Raw genomic sequence first — 14,991 nt, 5'->3', positions numbered from 1 at the left:
CTCGGGGTTGACCTCAAGCCGGCTTGAGGTGCAAGGGTCGCACACCATGGACGCCACCACCTGGAACGACGCGGCCCGCGCCTGGGTCGAAGCGCAGGAGCTGCTGGACCGCACGCTGCGGCCGATCGAGGACGTGCTGGTCGACGCCGCGCGCGAGCACGCGTACGGCGGGCACGTGCTCGACGTCGGTTGCGGCACGGGCGCGACGACGCTGGCCCTCGCGCGCACCGCGGGGGTCGCGACCGGCATCGACGTCGCGGAGCCGATGGTCACGGCCGCGCGGGCCCGCGCCGCGGGCTCGGGCCTGGCCGTCGACTTCGTCTGCGCCGACGCGGCGGCGCACCGCTTCGCGCCCGCGAGCTTCGACCTGATCGCCTCGCGGTTCGGGGTGATGTTCTTCGCGGACCCGGTCGCCGCGTTCACGAACCTGCGCACGGCCGCGCGGGCCGGCGGGAGGCTGTGCGCGATCACCTGGCGCGCGCCGGAGGAGAACCCGTTCATGACGGCGGCCAGCACGGCCGCGCGGCCGCTTCTCCCCCGGCTCGAGCTCCCCGTGCCCGACGCGCCCGGCCAGTTCGGCCTCGCCGACCCCGACCGGATCCGGACCATCCTGACGACCTCCAGCTGGAGCGAGGTGGAGGTCCGCCCGCTCGACGTGGCGTGCGCGTTCCCCGCCGCCGAGCTCGACGGCTACCTGCTGCGCATGGGCCCGGTGGGCCGCGCGCTGACCGGCGTCGACGACGAGCGGCTGCGGGCGGACGTGCTGACGGCGGCGCGCGATGCGATGGCGCCGTTCGTCGACGGCGACACGGTGCGCTTCACCGCGGCGTGCTGGGAGCTCCGCGGTGCCGCAGCCTGAGCCGGACGTCCTCGGTCTCCTCCGGCACCGCGACGGTCTGCCAGCCGCGCCGGGTGAGGACGAACGACGACCCGTTCTCGCGCAGCACGATCCGCGCGTCCGGCGTGGTGGCCAGCCGGGCCTCGCTCAGCGGCCACTCGCCGTACGTCTCCAGCCGCGCGATCGCCGCGCGGATGTCCGCGTGCCGCACTCCGCGCCGCAGCAGCGACGCGACGATCGCGGCCTCCCCCACGTCCTCGACCGCGTAGACGTGCGGCAGCTCCGCCGACTGCGACGCCCGGATGTACCCGCGCCGGGCCCACTGCCCGATCGTCGTCCCCGAGACCCCGACCAGCTCACCCGCGTCTCCCGCAAGCAGCTCGCCGTGGCCTCGTCTCATACCTCACATTCTACGACCGCTCACGGCGGTCAGGCCGCGTCGCGCAGCGCTTCGATCTCGCGTTCGAGCGCGAGGCGCTGGAGCGCGGAGGACTCGACGCGGCGGACCTCCGCCGGGGTCATGCCGACGCGTTCGGCGGTCTCGCGCAGCGGGGTCGGGGCGCCGGCGCCGTTGATGCCGTAGCGCAGGCGCACGACCTCCTGCTCGATGGCGGGCAGGCGGTCCAGGGCGCGGTGCAGGGCCTCCTCGGCGAGGGTCACCGTGACCTCCTCGTCGGGGAGCGGACCCTCGGACGGCAGGAGGTCGCCGAACGCGGTCTCGCCCTCCTCGCCCACCGGCCGGTCCAGCGACGTGATCGTCCGGGCGGCCTCGCGCGCGTCGCGCACGTGGTCCAGCGTCAGCTCGGCGTGCGCCGCGATCTCCTCGTCGGTCGGCGCGCGCCCCAGGCGCGTCGCCAGCTCCCGCTCGGCCTTGGCGATCTTGCGCTCGCGCTGGCCGACGTGGATCGGGATGCGGATCGTGCGCGCCTTCGTCTCGATCCCCCGCTGGATCGCCTGGCGGACCCAGAACGTCGCGTACGTGGAGAACTTGTAGCCCTTGCGCCAGTCGAACTTCTCGGCCGCGCGCACGAGGCCGAAGATGCCCTCCTGGATGAGGTCGAGCAGCGGCAGGTCGGCGCCCTGGTACTTCTTCGCGATCGACACCACGAGCCGCAGGTTGGAGAGGATCATCCGCTCCTTCGCGGCCAGGTCGCCGCGCTCGATCCGCTTGGCGAGGTCGATCTCCTCCGCCGCGGTCAGCAGCGGGTAGCGACCGAGCTCGTTGAGGAACAGCTGCAGCGCGTCGGTCGTCTGCCCGGCGACGGCGGTCGGCTGCACGCGGATCGTCCCAAGGGTCTCCCGCGCGCAGTCGTCGGTGACGTCGATGCCCGCGCTCTCGAGCCGCGCGTGCATCTCGCCGATCTCGTCGTCGTCGAGCTCCAGCTCGCGCGCGACGTCGTTCAGTTCGGACAGGTTCACGCACCCCTGCTCCTCGGCGCGTTCGATCAACGCGTCCAGGCGTGCCTGCATCTCGACGGCCATGTGACCTGTTGTCACCGGCATCGCTCCGATACATGCACTACCGTCCGAACCATGACTGGTACGGGTGAAGGCGTGCAGTCGACGGGTCCGGGGCGGAGGGACCAGCTGCTGGCTGCTGCACGCGAGGTCCTCGCGGCGCGGGGCTACGAGCGCACGACGGTGTCCAGCATCGCCGGCCGCGCCCAGGTCGCCCAGGGCACGTTCTACCTGTACTTCCCCTCCAAGGAGGCGCTGCCGGGCGCCCTGGCCGAGCAGCTCGCGGTCGCGCTGGGCGAGGCCGCCAACCGCGCGTCGCTCCGCAGCGCCACGCTGGAGGAGGCGGTCGAGGCGCTCGTCGAGGAGACGTGGAAGGCCGCGGCCGAGTTCCACGACGTCCTCCTCATCGCCAACCGCGGCTTCGAGCTGGCCGGCAGCTGGGACGAGTTCCGCCAGCTGACCGTTGCGTGGCGCGAGCCGCTCGAGGCGCTGCTCCTGCGCTTCCAGGCCACCGGGGAGGTCGCCGCGTCGCTCGACCCCGAGATGACCGCGTTCGTGCTGCGCGACGTGCTCGACCGCTCCATGAAGGCCAAGGTCCTCTTCGGCCAGGACGAGTACGCGAGCGCGACCTCCACGCTCGTCCTCCGCGCCCTGGCCGCGTAAGCGCCGGCCCGCTACGCCGGCGTCGTCGCGAGGGTCGCGTACGGCGGCCGCTCGATGAACGGCACCTCGCGGTGCTCGAACCCGCCGCCGGGCAGCGGCGCCCAGAAGCCGCCCGAGCCCTCGTCCGCCGCGAGCCGCCCGTCCTCCTCCAGCTTCCGCAGCACCCCGCCCATCACGGACGCGGCCATCACGCCGAGCTCCATCAGCGGTTGGTGCTGGTTCTGCCGCACGTCGAGGTCGACCTGCGCGAGCCCATCGCGCCCGACCCGCCGCCACACGTCGATCAGCATCGCGATCTCGACCGCGTAGCCGCACGCGAAGGGCACCTGCTCCAGCAGGTCGCGCCGCGCCGCGATCTCCCCCGCCAGCGGCTGGAGGAACCCGGCCAGCTCGGGGAAGAACCGGTTCAGCAGCGGCCGCGCCGTCAGCTCGGTCACGCGCCCGCCGCCCTCGGGCAGGCGCATGCCCTCGAGCCGCAGCGGCCGGCGGTAGAACGCCTTGACGAACTGGATGTCGTCGCGCATCAGCACCGGCCCGAGGAGGCCGAGCGCGAAGTGCGCGCCGAACTGCTCGGAGTCCGCGTCGAGGTAGCAGACGACGTCGCCGCGGGCGATCTGCAGCCCGCGCCACATCGCGTCGCCCTTGCCGCGCACCGGCCCGAACTCGGGCCGCAGCGACGACTGGTCGTACACCTCGGCGCCCAGGCGCGCGGCGATGTCGCCGGTGCCGTCGGTCGAGTCGTCCAGCACCGCGACCTGGTCGATGACGCCCGCCTCCCGCAGCGGGAGCAGCGCCTCGATGATGGGGCCGATGGTCGGCGCCTCGTTGCGGGCGGGAAGGAGGACCGACGCCGTGCGGCGCCGCGAGCGCGCCAGCTCCTCCAGCGGGAACGCGCTGTGGTGGAACGTTCGGCGGTCGTACCAGGACACCGTGCTCACCGGGGCCGAGCGTACCGGACTCACGACGCGGTTCGTGTTGCCTGGATGATGTCGAGGGCTTCCAGCAGCCCGAAGAAGCCCTGGGCGTACGGCGAGTGGCACGTCTTCTCGCGCAGCAGCGCCCAGTCGATCTGCTCCCGCAGCGCCCGGGAGACCCGCAGCGCGCCCGTGTAGTCGAGGTAGTGCTCGTCGAACGCGAGCAGCTTGGGCGTCAGCACGTCCTCCATCTGGGCGACCGGGACGTCGAGCGACGCGACCCGCATGACCTCGGCGCGTTCGAGGATCTCGCGGACGCTCTCGTAGCCGGTGACGGTGTGGATCACGTCGATGAGCACGTCGCCGTCCCACAGCTTCACGAGCCAGCCCTCGGGCGGCGTCTCGGAGCGCATGCCGCACCCCTCCAGCGCCTTGACGGCCTCAGGCACGTCCTCGGGGTCGACGATCAGGTCGACGTCGTTGACCGTCTCGGGCCCACCGCGGGCCCACGAGGCGACGCTCCCGCTCAGGCAGTAGCGGACGTCGGTGTCGCGCAGCGCCGCGACGGCGGTGCGCAGGCTCTCCACGATCTGCTTGAACTCGGCGGCGTTGAGGTCCACACCGGCGCCTCTACCCGGATTCGCGGCGCGGTCAAGCTCGGGGCGCTTGTGCCGATCGACGCGGGTATGTGGACGGGCATCCGCCAGCTCGCGCGTGCCGCGGTCACCGACGACCGCCGGCTCGCCGGTGCCCTCCAGAGCCTGCTCCTCGTCGCCAGCGCCATCGCCGTCGCACTCATGGTCGCGGTCCCCGGCACCTTCCCGGGCGACGCGATCCACGAGGGCCGCGCGCTCGCCGTCGCCGCGCTCGTGTTCGTCTACGCGCTCGTCTCGCTCCGCATCCCGTGGGAGCGCCTGCCCGCGGCCGCGCCGCACCTGCCCGCGCTCGTCGCGCTGCCGACGGTCATGCTCGTCGCGGCGTGGACCGGCGGCCAGGCGTCGCCGATGCGGCTGCTCGTGGCGTTCGTCGTCGTCTGGGCCGCGTGCTTCTGCCGCCCGCCGGCGATCGTCGGCTACACGGCGCTCTCCTCGCTCACCTTCACCGCGCCGTACTTCTACGGCGAGGCCGTCCCGCTCGCGCCGTTCGTGCGCGAGCAGGTCGTCGTCGTCTTCGGGCTCGGCGCGATCGCGCTCACCATCCACCTGCTGCGCCGCGCGCTCGACCGGGCCCGCCAGCGCCACTCGGAGGCCGCCGACGAGCAGCGGGCGCTGCTGCGCGTGGCCACCGCGGTCGCGGACGGCGTCCCCGCCGACGAGCTGCACCGGCTCGTGGCAACCGAGATCGGGCTGCTGTTCGGCGCCGACGCGAGCGCGACGCTGCGGGTCGCGGACGGCCGCGGGCTCGTCGTGGGCTCGTGGAGCGCCAGCGCCCCGAACCATGCGCCGGGCACCCGGCTCCCGCTCACCCCGGGGAGCGCGCTGGCCCGCGCGATCACGGAGGAGCAGCCGGTGCGCGTGCGCTGGTCGACCGGCGAGCTGACGTCCGTCATCAGCACGCTCGGCTACCGCGAGACGATCGTCGCGCCGATCGTGATCGGGCACGAGGTCTGGGGCGGCATCTCCGTCGCGATGCTCGAGGAGGGCGCGCTCGGCGACGACGTCGGTGCGCGGCTCGTCGACTTCGGCGCGCTGATCGCGACCGCGGTGGAGAACGCCGACGCCCGCGAGCAGCTGGCCGACCAGGCGTTCTCCGACCCGCTCACCGGCCTGGCCAACCACCGCGCGTTCCACGAGCGCCTGCGGTTCGAGCTGGAGCGCGCGCAGCGCACCGGTCGCGCGCTGAGCCTCGTGCTGCTCGACGTGGACGCGTTCAAGGCGGTCAACGACGGCGCCGGCCACGAGGCGGGCGACCAGGTGCTGGCCGACCTCGCCGAGCGGCTGCGCGGCGTGGCCCGCGGCGGCGACCTGCTCGCCCGCATCGGCGGCGACGAGTTCGGCTGGCTGCTCCCCGACACCACCGCCGCCGAGGCGCTGCAGGCGGTCGAGCGGGCGCGGGCGGCGGTCGCGTCGGTCCCGATCGGCGGGAGCGCGGCGGTCACGATCTCCGCCGGCATCTGCGACCTGGCCGAGGCCGGCGACGCGGACGCGCTGTTCCGCCTGGCCGACGGCGCGCTGTACTGGTCCAAGGCGCACGGCCGCGACCGCGCGAGCGTCTACGACCCCGACACCGTCCGCGAGCTGTCCGCGCAGGAGCGCGCCGACCAGCTCGCCCACCACCAAGCGCTGCTCGGCATCCGCGCGCTGGCGCGCGCGATCGACGCGAAGGACACCACGACGCTGGAGCACTCGACGCGTGTGGCCGAGCTGGCGACCGCCCTGGCTCGCGAGCGCGGATGGCCGGCCGACCGCGTCGCCTCGCTGGAGGAGGCCGCGCTGGTGCACGACGTCGGCAAGATCGGCATCCCGGACGCCGTGCTGCTCAAGCCGTCGCGCCTGACGCGCGAGGAGTACGAGGTCGTCAAGCGCCACGCCGCGCTCGGCGCGCAGATCGTCGAGGACGTGCTGACCGCCGAGCAGGTCGCGTGGATCCGCGGGCACCACGAGCGGCCCGACGGCCGCGGCTACCCCGACGGGCTCGTCGCGGAGGAGCTGAGCGAGGGCGCCGCGCTGCTCGCGCTCGCCGACGCGTACGACGTCATGACCGCCGAGCGGCCGTACTCGACCCCGAAGGACCCCGCCGACGCGCTGACCGAGTGCCAGGCGCTGGTCGGGCAGCAGTTCACCGCCGAGGCGGTCGCGGCGCTCGAGGGCGCGCTGGCCGATCGGGCGCGGGCATCCGCCGCTACGCTCGCGGCGTGACCGAAGTCGAGTACGACGTCCTCACGCACCTGCACGCCAACCCGGCGACGCGGACGGACGACATCGCCGCCGCGCTGGGCCTGCCCGTGCGCACGATCGACGCCGCGGTCGCGTCGCTGATCGCCGCCGGCCACGTCGAACGCGACGGCGACCGGCTCCTCCCGGACGCGAGCTCGCACGCCACGCCCGGCCTGTTCATCGCGTCCGAACGGCGCGACGCGGAGTCCGTCGAGGTCGACTAGGGCTGACGCCGCCGGCCGGGTCCGCGGGCGAGGGCACCGGCCCCCGCCCGCTCCGACGTCGCCCGGCCTACCCGACCCGGACCGTGCGGCGCGCCGGCGCGCCGGCCGCGACGTGCGCGGTCGCACCGAACGACGCCGTCACCGTGTGACGCCCGCCCGCCAGGCGGACGCGCACGCGCGCCACGCCGGCGCGCACCGGCGCCGTCACCGTGCGGCCACCGATGCGGAACCGCGCGCGCCCGCTCACGCGCCGGAGCCCTTCGGCGCGCACCGTCAGCGTCAGCGTCGTGCGCCCCCGCGCTCCGGCGTCCGCCCGCAGCCGCAGCACCGGCCGCAGCTTCGGGATGCGCACGGCGGGCGTCACGGTCACCTGGTGCTGGTCACCGGACCGGCCGGTGACGCGGACCGACAGGCGGTGGCCGATGTCGGCCAGCCGCACGCGGTAGGTCGCGCCGGTGGCGCCCGTGATCGGCTGTCCGTCGCGGATCCACTGGTACCCGACGCCGACGCCGGGCAGCGAGAACCGGCCGGCGACCGCACGCAGCACGCGCCCCACGCGGACGGTGCCGGTCAGACGCGGGTGTGTGACGGCCGCCAGGGGCGTCGCCGCCGCGAGCGACCCGATGGCCGGCGGCTGCGGGCTCGGCCCCGCGTCCGCCTTGGGCGTCTCGGGCTCGGGCTCCTCCGGCTTCGGGGTCTGCGGCCCGGGCTGCTCGGGACCCGGCTGGTCGGGCGTCGCCACGCGCGCCGTCAGCCACTGCGAGGCGGGCAGCGGGCGGTCGACCATCCGGATCTCGCCCAGGCAGCCGTTGAAGCCGCCGTTGGGCGCCCGGTCGTACTGCCCGGCGCCGACGATCCACGGCGCGTCGGCCAGCGTCGCGATGCCCGCGTCGCCGTTGGCGACGTTGCGCAGCACCGGTGCCCCGTCGACGTACAGCGTCGTCGTCCGCGCCCCAGGGTCGTGCACGGCCGCGACGTGCAGCCACTTGTCGAGCGGGATCTCACCGGACCAGTTCGTCGTCTCGGCCGCGCCGGTCGTCGCGGGCAGGACGCTCCACTGGATCTCCTTGAGGTTGGAGAACGTCATGTTGAACGGCGTCGCGCCCATCTCGACGCCGGTCTGCCGCACGCCCGGGATGTCGCGGCGCTGCCCGCCGTGGGCGATGCCGGTCATCCACATGTTCTTCGCCGCGGTCCATCCGGCGTCGATCTTCATGAACGTCTCGATCGTGTAGCCGTTGGGGAACGTCTCGTCGTTGAGCGGCGCGTCCGGTGCCGTCCGCAGGTAGCTGAGCCGCCGCGGGGCGTTGCGGTCGGCGTTGCGGAAGCAGATCGCGCTGCCGTCCGCCGAGTAGGGCGGCTTGCTCGTCGTCAGCACGACGTCGCTCTCCTGCGCGTTCTCGACCGGCGCCTCGTTCAGCGGCGCGCGCGTGAGCGTGTTCCCGTTGCCGGTGATGTCGCGCACCGCGTCGCCGACCTTCACGACCGTGCCGTCCGCCGCATCGCCGTAGCGCCAGTGGACGAGCGTCCCGTCGACCTTCGGGTAGTCGTCAGGGCCGGTGGGCAGACGCGACTCGAGCTCCTCCGGCTCGGTGTAGTCACGCAGGATCAGCTCACGTGCGGCGTCGGCCCGCGACGTGTGGCTGGGCCCCGGCGCGCCCGCGCCGAACGCCGGAGCGAAGCCCGCGAAGCGCTCCTCGAAGTCGATCGGCAGCTCGTACTCCTGGTGCTTGCCGGTGAGCACCGCGCGGTCGAACTGGGTGAGCGTGTCCTTGGGCTTGGACACGACCCACGGCGACACCGTCCGGGCGCGGATGCGGTCGTTGGTGAAGTCGAACTCGTAGAGGCCCAGGTAGCCGTTGCCGCCCAGGTAGGCCATCTGGTAGTCGATGACGACCTGGTCGACCGAGTGGCCGAAGCTGTTCGTCTTGCGGATCCGCGACGCGCCGTGGTAGTGCCCGTTGAACGTGAGGAAGATCTGATCGGTGTCCTGGATCAGGTTGTCCCACAGGTACTGGCCGTAGTCGGTCTCGCGCGGCGACTCGCCGTCGTCGGCGATGTTGAGCAGCTGGTGGGTCGTGAGGATGACCGGCAGCGTCGGGTGGTCCGCGATGACCTGCTTGGCCCACGTCAGCGTCTGCTGCGACGCCTTCCAGTGCAGCGCGAGCACGAGGAACGTGCGGCCCTGGGCGGTGAACGTGTGCCACTCGTTGAAGCCGGTGCTGTCGCGGCCGCCGAACGTCGCGCCCTGCGCCGCCGCGCGGGCCGGCGTGAACGTCTGCAGGTACGGCTCGCTGGCGAGGTCGGCCTGGTCGTCGAACTGGCTCTCGTCGCGGACGTCGTGGTTGCCGGCGAGGATCGAGTACGGGACGTCGGCGTCCTCGAGCTTCTTCATCGCCGCGTCGGCGACGGTCCACTCGTCGGGCCGGCCCACCCGGTCGACCACGTCGCCGACGTGCGAGACGAACGGGATCTCGAGCTCGTCGGCGTTGGCGGCGAGCCACGCGGTCTGGGTCGAGAACGGCTCGCTGCCGTAGCGGCTGAACATCGCCCCCGCGCTCGCCGGGGCGTAGCGCGAGTAGAACTGCGTGTCCGGCAGGACGGCGAACGTGAAGCTCGACACCTGCTGGTCGGCGGCCACGGCGCGCTCCGGGCCGGCGGGCGCCCCGCTCGTCGTCAACGACAGCGCGGCCGCGGCGACGGACGCAAGCAGGGCGAGACGGGCACCTCGGCGCGTGAGCACCGGGCGCGGACGATCGGTGATGGGAACCGCTCCTTCGGTCGTTGGGATCGCGCTTCGCGCCGCGGTGGCCCCTACCGGCCGCGAAGCGCGGGCAACGTACGCCCGGACATCGGGGACGCGTGTGACCCGGTTGTGACCGGGCGTTGCGCTGGCGCGTCCGCGCTAGGAGCCGTTGGCCGGCAGGCGCTCGCGCACGAACGTGCGCAGCGCCTCCACGATCTCCGCGGGCGGCTGCCGCTTGGAGAGGAAGAGGTCGATCACGCCGGCGCCACCGACGAGGTTCTCCGCATCGGCGGCGCTGAGGCCGCTGAGCGAGACGATCGCCGCCTCGGGAGCGGCGGTGCGGAGCGCCTGCAGGGCGTCCATGTCCAACGTGGGCATCCAGAGGTCGGCGACCACGGCGTCGGGCAGGAGCTCAGCCGCGAGCTCCACCGCCTCGGTCCACGACGAGGCCTCCCCCACGACGTCCACGTCGGCGTCCTCGAGCCACCGCCGGATGAGCATGCGGTAGCCGATCGCGTCCTCGCAGACGAGCATCCTCGGGCGGGCCATTGACGGAAGGTCTACCGCACTGAGCGGTCGTCACGCATCTTCGGCGGACAGATGTGGCGCGTCACGGACCCAGCAGCCGGCCAGATGGTCGTTCACCACGCCGCACGCCTGCATCGCCGCGTAGAGCGTCGTCGGGCCCACGAAGCGGAAGCCGCGGGCCTTCAAGGCCTTGGAGAGCGCGGTGCTCTCCGGGGTCGTGGCGGGCACCTCGGCCATCGTCCGCGGAGCCGGTCGGTCCCCCTCCGTCCGCGCGCCCCAGACGAGGTCCACGAGGCTCTCGCCCTGCTCGTGCAGCGCCCGCGCGGCCTTGGCGTTGCTGATCGCGGCCTCGATCTTGCCCCGGTGGCGGACGATGCCGGCGTCCTGCAGGAGCCGCTCCACGTCCCGCTCGCCGAACTCCGCCACCCGCTCGATCTCGAACCCCGCGAACGCGGCGCGGAAGTTCTCGCGCTTGCGGAGGATCGTGATCCAGCTCAGGCCCGACTGGAAGCCCTCCAGCACGAGCCGCTCGTACAGCGCGTTCTCCTCGCGCACCGGGCGGCCCCACTCGGTGTCGTGGTAGGCGACGTACTCGGGGCTCGACGCGCCCCAGCGGCAGCGCGGACGCCCGTCGGGGCCCTCGGCGAGATCGGCGTCGGTCACCGGTTGCGCTTGCGGGCCTGCCGGGCGGCCTTGGCCTTGGAGCGGTTGCTCTTGACGCGCTGCTGCTTCGGGGCGCGCGTGCCGCGGTGGTGGCCCTCCTCGCCCGCGACGGCGAGCGGGTCGACGCGGCCGCCGTCGGTGGGCGCGGCCGAGCGCGCGTCGCGCAGGATCGCCCACGCGATGCCGCCGAGCAGGACGAAGCCGGCGAGCCCGATGAGGAGCTGCTGGGTGTCCGTGAGGCCGTCGCCGTCGTCCTCCGGCTGGGGGACGACGACCGTCTCCTGCTGCGGCGCGGGCTGCGGAAGCGGCGTGAACGGGCTGCTCTGGGCGGACGCGGCGGCCGGGAGGAGCAGGGCGCAGGCCAGGAGGGTCAGCGCGGTGAGGGAGGTCAGGCGGGCAGGCATGTCGGCGCGCGTGAGCGTACCGGCAAGGGAGGTTGGAGGGCCGTCAGGAGGGATACACTCGCGCGGTGCCCCCGAAGCAGCGTCAGATCCGCATGGAGCAGCGCGGCGCCCTCGCCGCGATGCAGTCGCTCGAGAGCCGCTCCGACGAGGAGCTCGAGCGCGAGACCAAGCACAAGGCCGCCGCGCAGGCGATCCTCGGTGCTCGGGCGGCGGAGCGCTACGACGCGGTGGCCGCCCGCAAGCACTTCCAGCGCGCGATCGCGCAGTCCCGCCCGCAGGAGCGCATGGCGCTGCGGCGGATGGCGGACGCGTCGCTCGCGCTCGCCGAGCGCCGCCCTGACGACCTGAAGGCCGCCGTCGAGCGCCTCGGTCAGGCGCCGCCGTCCGGCCGCCAGCTCTTCCTCCTGCGCCTGATGGGCCTGCTCGCCCCGCCGCCCGGCTCGCCGCTGACGACCCGCCTGCGCGGCATCGGCCTCATCGTCCTCTTCGTCGTCGTGGTCCTCGCGGTCGGCTTCGGCCTCGCGAAGCTCGTGACGCTCCCGTTCGGCGGCATCTCGACCTTCGGCGCGATCTTCCTCGGCCTCCTGATCGTCGCCCTCATCCTCGGCGGCCTGGCCCTCTTCGGCCGCCGCAGGCAGGCCAAGGCCCGCGCGGCCCGCGCGGCCGCGGGCCCGCCCGGCCGGTAGGCCGCGAGGCGCGCAGGCGCGGAGCGTCCCGTTGCGCGCCTCCGTCACGGGTTCGTGATGACCGGCGCCGGACCGGCCGACACCGTGTGCACGAGGGCGGAGCTGAACGCGCCGGTGATCGTCGCGGGCGCGCTCCCCGGCGCGGTCGCGAAGAACGTGCAGGCCGCGTTCCAGGTCGCCGTGAGCGTCTGGCCCGCGACCTGGCGGGTGAACTTCGAGGTCGCGTTCTGGTAGGTCTCGATCCACGCGCGTCCGCTCGGGCCCGTGCTCGCCAGGGTCACGACGCAGGCCGGGAAGGGCGGGAACGTCAGCGTGCAGGTGATGTTCCGCCGCTCGGCGGTCGTGGTGCCGGCCGCGTAAGCGGTCGCCCACATCTGCGACGTCGTGCAGCTCACGAAGAACGCCGTTCCGATCAACGGGCAGTTGTCGATCGTCTCCGTCACGGTCGTGACGAGGAACGGGCTCGTCGGCGACGACGCGTTGAGCACGCCCGCGATCTTGTTCGGAGAGCCGTTGCACTGGAGCGTCACCGGCGGCACCGAGCTGATCGCGATGGTCAACGCCGGCGCGGTCGCGGTGAACGGAACGGGGCCGTTGGTGGTCCACGCCGGCGCGGACTGCGCGGCGACGCATGGCGACAACAGCGCGATCACGAGCACGATCGCGCGACACAGCTTGCGCATGTTCCCCTCCTGAGGGCCGGGCTGCGCGCGACCCTAGAGCCGCGCGTGTGCACGGGTCAACCGCTGGTGACCGTGTGGGAGAGTCTGCTTTTCAGAGCAGGAGCGGGAGCAGGTCCGCGGGCTGCGCCACCAGCGCGTCCGCGCCCGCGTCGCGCAGCTCCTGCTCGCTGCCGATGCCCCAGAGGACGCCGATGGAGTGGACGCCGTGGGCCCTGGCCGCGTCGACGTCGTGGCGGCGGTCGCCGATCAGGACGCGCGGGCCGGTCGCGTCCGGGGCGAGGAGCTCGAGGGCGGTGCCGAGCGTGATGCGCTTGGGTTCGTTGCGGGCCTCGAGCGCGGGGCCGGTGATCGCGTCGAAGCGGTCGGCGAGGCCGAGCTCCTCCAGCAGCGGCTCCGCGAGCGGCTGCGGCTTGGACGTCGCGACCGACAGCGGGATGCCCGCGTCGCGAAGCGTGTCGAGGACCTCGGGGATGCCCGGGAAGACGTCGCTCTCCCCCGCCGCGTGGACGCGCGCCCGCGCCCGGTACATCTCCACCGCGCGGTCGACGAGCTCGGGCCCGACCATGTCCTCGAACGCCTCGTGCGTCGGCGGGCCGATGTACCGGTACAGGTCCTCCGGCGCGCGCTCGGGCAGGCCGAGCGCCGCGAGCGTCGCGTTCGTCGAGGTCGTGATCGCGCGCCGCGAGTCGACCAGGCAGCCGTCGAGGTCGAAGAGGACCGCGCCCGCACGGACGCCGCCGAGGAAGTCGCTCACTTCTCGCTGAGCGTGACCTTCGACATCACGACCGGCGCGACCGGCTGGTCGGTCGACGGGTCCGTCTGGACGCCGGCGATCGTGTCGAGCACGTCGTCGCCCTTCGTCAGCTTCCCGACGAGCGCGTAGTCCGGCGGCAGCTGCGCGTCGTCGCCGGTGACGATGAAGAACTGCGAGCCGGACGTGCCGGCCTGCTCGTTGCCGCCCTTGGCCATCGCCACCACGCCGCGCTCGTAGCGCAGGTCCTCCGGCGGCGCCTCGACGACCTTGTAGCCCGGGCCGCCGATGCCGCTGCCGAGCGGGTCGCCGCCCTGGACGACGAACGCCGCGATGATGCGGTGGAAGGTCAGGCCGTCGAAGAACTTCTCCTGGACCAGGTGCGCGAACGACGCGGCGGTCTTGGGCGCGCGCTTGACGTCGAGCTCGATCTCCATCGTGCCGCAGTTCGTCTCGATCGTGACCGTGTAGGTCTTCGACGCGTCGAGCTTGTCGGTCGGCTTCTTCAGGTCGCCTTCCTCGCGCGGCTCGGGCGCCTCGACCTCCTTGCAGCCGCTCGCGGCCTCCTCGGTCGCGGTCGTGTCCGCGGCCTCCGTCTCGGCGGCGGTGGCCGTGCCGGTCGACGCGGAGTCGTCGCCGGAGTCGTCGTCGCCGCACGCGGCGAAGACGAGGGCGAGGACGAGGATCAGGGCGGGCAGCAGGCGGCGCATGGTGGCGGCAGGATATTCATCTGGGCGTGCCGATCACCCCGCTCGTCGCCTCCTACGACCACGTCCTCCTCGACCTCGACGGCTGCGTCTGGGTCGGCGATCAGCCCACGCCGCGCGCCGCCGAGGCGCTCGACGCCCTCCGCGCCGCGAGCAAGGGCGTCGCGTTCGTGACGAACGACGGGCGCTCGGCGGCCGAGGACTTCGTGCGGAAGCTGTGGCGGCTGGGCATCCGCGCGTCCGCCAGCGAGATCGTCACCGTCGGCGGGGCGCTCCAGCACGTCCTCAACACCGACCACCACGGCGCGAGCGCGTTCGTGATCGGCTCCCCCGCGATCCACCGCCACGTCACCGACGCGGGGCTGCGGATCGTCAACGGCAGCGACTTCGCCTCCCGCGCGGAGGTCGTCGTCGCGGCCGGGACGGAGGACCTGCGCTTCGACGAGCTGAAGATCGCCACCCAGGCGCTGCTGCGCGGCGCGCACTTCCTCGGCGCGGGCCGCGACGCGACGTATCCGATGCCCGACGGGCTCTACCCCGGCACCGGCGCGCTGCTCGGGTTCCTGGAGGCCGCGAGCGGCCGGACGGCGCGCAGCGTCGGCAAGCCCGAGGCGCAGATCTTCGAGACCGCGCTCGACCGGCTGGGGAGCGCGAACGGCGCCCGCGCGCTCGTCGTCGGCGACCGGCTCGACGCCGACCTGGGCGGCGCCGCGGCGGCCGGGCTGGACGGCGCGATCGTGCTCACCGGCGCGACGACGGCCCGCGACGCGGAGGCGGCCTCCGAGCCCGCCCCCGTGGCGGTCGCGCCGTCGCTGGGCGAGCTCGTGCTCGGCCCCTCATAGGCTGTCCG

Annotated in this window: 17 protein-coding genes; 6 read left to right on the top strand and 11 right to left on the bottom strand. The window is 73.8% G+C overall.

The features are described from left to right. Positions 1-46 precede the first annotated feature (46 nt). Complete coding sequence (locus tag AC1UE5_RS16945) at positions 47-859, top strand: class I SAM-dependent methyltransferase (protein ID WP_482925619.1); 813 nt, start codon at positions 47-49, stop codon at positions 857-859. On the opposite strand, the gene AC1UE5_RS16940 is transcribed toward AC1UE5_RS16945, so the two are convergent. Then, positions 819-1,238, bottom strand: coding sequence for a MerR family transcriptional regulator (locus tag AC1UE5_RS16940; RefSeq protein ID WP_482925617.1), 420 nt, complete (start codon positions 1,236-1,238; stop codon positions 819-821). The genes AC1UE5_RS16945 and AC1UE5_RS16940 overlap by 41 nt on opposite strands. A 29-nt stretch (positions 1,239-1,267) precedes the next feature. Beyond that, positions 1,268-2,320 (bottom strand): sigma-70 family RNA polymerase sigma factor, encoded by a 1,053-nt coding sequence (locus AC1UE5_RS16935; RefSeq protein ID WP_482925615.1) that lies wholly within the window; start codon positions 2,318-2,320, stop codon positions 1,268-1,270. Positions 2,321-2,392: 72 nt separating this feature from the next. Here AC1UE5_RS16935 and AC1UE5_RS16930 point away from each other — a divergent pair, with 72 nt between their 5' ends. Beyond that, a complete protein-coding gene (locus tag AC1UE5_RS16930) occupies positions 2,393-2,959 on the top strand; it encodes a TetR/AcrR family transcriptional regulator (protein WP_482925613.1) in 567 nt (188 codons plus the stop codon). Between the two features lie 11 nt (positions 2,960-2,970). Here the strand turns inward: AC1UE5_RS16930 and AC1UE5_RS16925 are convergent, their stop codons facing one another. Next, entirely contained in the window at positions 2,971-3,897 is a 927-nt protein-coding gene (locus AC1UE5_RS16925) for a glucosyl-3-phosphoglycerate synthase (protein ID WP_482925611.1), read from the bottom strand. Positions 3,898-3,917: 20 nt separating this feature from the next. Then, complete coding sequence (locus AC1UE5_RS16920; protein WP_482925609.1) at positions 3,918-4,493, bottom strand: nucleotidyltransferase family protein; 576 nt, start codon at positions 4,491-4,493, stop codon at positions 3,918-3,920. Between the two features lie 48 nt (positions 4,494-4,541). On the opposite strand from AC1UE5_RS16920, the gene AC1UE5_RS16915 reads away from it, so the two are divergent. Together AC1UE5_RS16915 and AC1UE5_RS16910 are read left to right on the top strand one after the other, a co-directional pair. Next, on the top strand, positions 4,542-6,731 hold the full coding sequence (locus AC1UE5_RS16915) for a bifunctional diguanylate cyclase/phosphohydrolase (protein WP_482925607.1): 2,190 nt from the start codon (positions 4,542-4,544) through the stop codon (positions 6,729-6,731). Next, complete coding sequence (locus tag AC1UE5_RS16910) at positions 6,728-6,973, top strand: winged helix DNA-binding protein (protein ID WP_482925605.1); 246 nt, start codon at positions 6,728-6,730, stop codon at positions 6,971-6,973. Before AC1UE5_RS16915 ends, AC1UE5_RS16910 begins: the two co-directional genes overlap by 4 nt. Before the next feature lie 67 nt (positions 6,974-7,040). Here AC1UE5_RS16910 and AC1UE5_RS16905 read toward each other — a convergent pair whose 3' ends face one another. The 4 genes from AC1UE5_RS16905 to AC1UE5_RS16890 form a co-directional block, all read right to left on the bottom strand. Continuing rightward, entirely contained in the window at positions 7,041-9,716 is a 2,676-nt protein-coding gene (locus AC1UE5_RS16905) for a LamG-like jellyroll fold domain-containing protein (protein WP_482925603.1), read from the bottom strand. Positions 9,717-9,878: 162 nt separating this feature from the next. After that, positions 9,879-10,268: a response regulator gene (locus AC1UE5_RS16900; protein ID WP_482925601.1), complete on the bottom strand. Its 390-nt coding sequence runs from the start codon at positions 10,266-10,268 to the stop codon at positions 9,879-9,881. Positions 10,269-10,298: 30 nt separating this feature from the next. Further along, the gene (locus AC1UE5_RS16895) at positions 10,299-10,910 is read right to left on the bottom strand and encodes a DNA-3-methyladenine glycosylase I (protein ID WP_482925599.1); all 612 of its coding nucleotides are present in this window, start codon (positions 10,908-10,910) and stop codon (positions 10,299-10,301) included. Further along, positions 10,907-11,314, bottom strand: coding sequence for a hypothetical protein (locus tag AC1UE5_RS16890; RefSeq protein WP_482925597.1), 408 nt, complete (start codon positions 11,312-11,314; stop codon positions 10,907-10,909). The genes AC1UE5_RS16895 and AC1UE5_RS16890 overlap by 4 nt, the downstream gene beginning before the upstream one ends. A gap of 65 nt (positions 11,315-11,379) precedes the next feature. On the opposite strand from AC1UE5_RS16890, the gene AC1UE5_RS16885 reads away from it, so the two are divergent. After that, entirely contained in the window at positions 11,380-12,000 is a 621-nt protein-coding gene (locus AC1UE5_RS16885; RefSeq protein WP_482925595.1) for a hypothetical protein, read from the top strand. A 44-nt stretch (positions 12,001-12,044) separates the two neighbouring features. Here AC1UE5_RS16885 and AC1UE5_RS16880 read toward each other — a convergent pair whose 3' ends face one another. The 3 genes from AC1UE5_RS16880 to AC1UE5_RS16870 form a co-directional block, all read right to left on the bottom strand. Further along, positions 12,045-12,683, bottom strand: coding sequence for a hypothetical protein (locus AC1UE5_RS16880; protein ID WP_482925593.1), 639 nt, complete (start codon positions 12,681-12,683; stop codon positions 12,045-12,047). A 91-nt stretch (positions 12,684-12,774) separates the two neighbouring features. After that, complete coding sequence (locus AC1UE5_RS16875) at positions 12,775-13,437, bottom strand: HAD hydrolase-like protein (RefSeq protein WP_482925591.1); 663 nt, start codon at positions 13,435-13,437, stop codon at positions 12,775-12,777. After that, entirely contained in the window at positions 13,434-14,144 is a 711-nt protein-coding gene (locus AC1UE5_RS16870) for a peptidylprolyl isomerase (protein WP_482925589.1), read from the bottom strand. Before AC1UE5_RS16870 ends, AC1UE5_RS16875 begins: the two co-directional genes overlap by 4 nt. 26 nt (positions 14,145-14,170) lie before the next feature. On the opposite strand from AC1UE5_RS16870, the gene AC1UE5_RS16865 reads away from it, so the two are divergent. Continuing rightward, a complete protein-coding gene (locus tag AC1UE5_RS16865; RefSeq protein WP_482925587.1) occupies positions 14,171-14,983 on the top strand; it encodes an HAD-IIA family hydrolase in 813 nt (270 codons plus the stop codon). Positions 14,984-14,991: the final 8 nt, after the last annotated feature.

The organism is Parviterribacter multiflagellatus (assembly GCF_056863265.1).
This window is presented reverse-complemented; position numbering and strand designations above follow the sequence as displayed.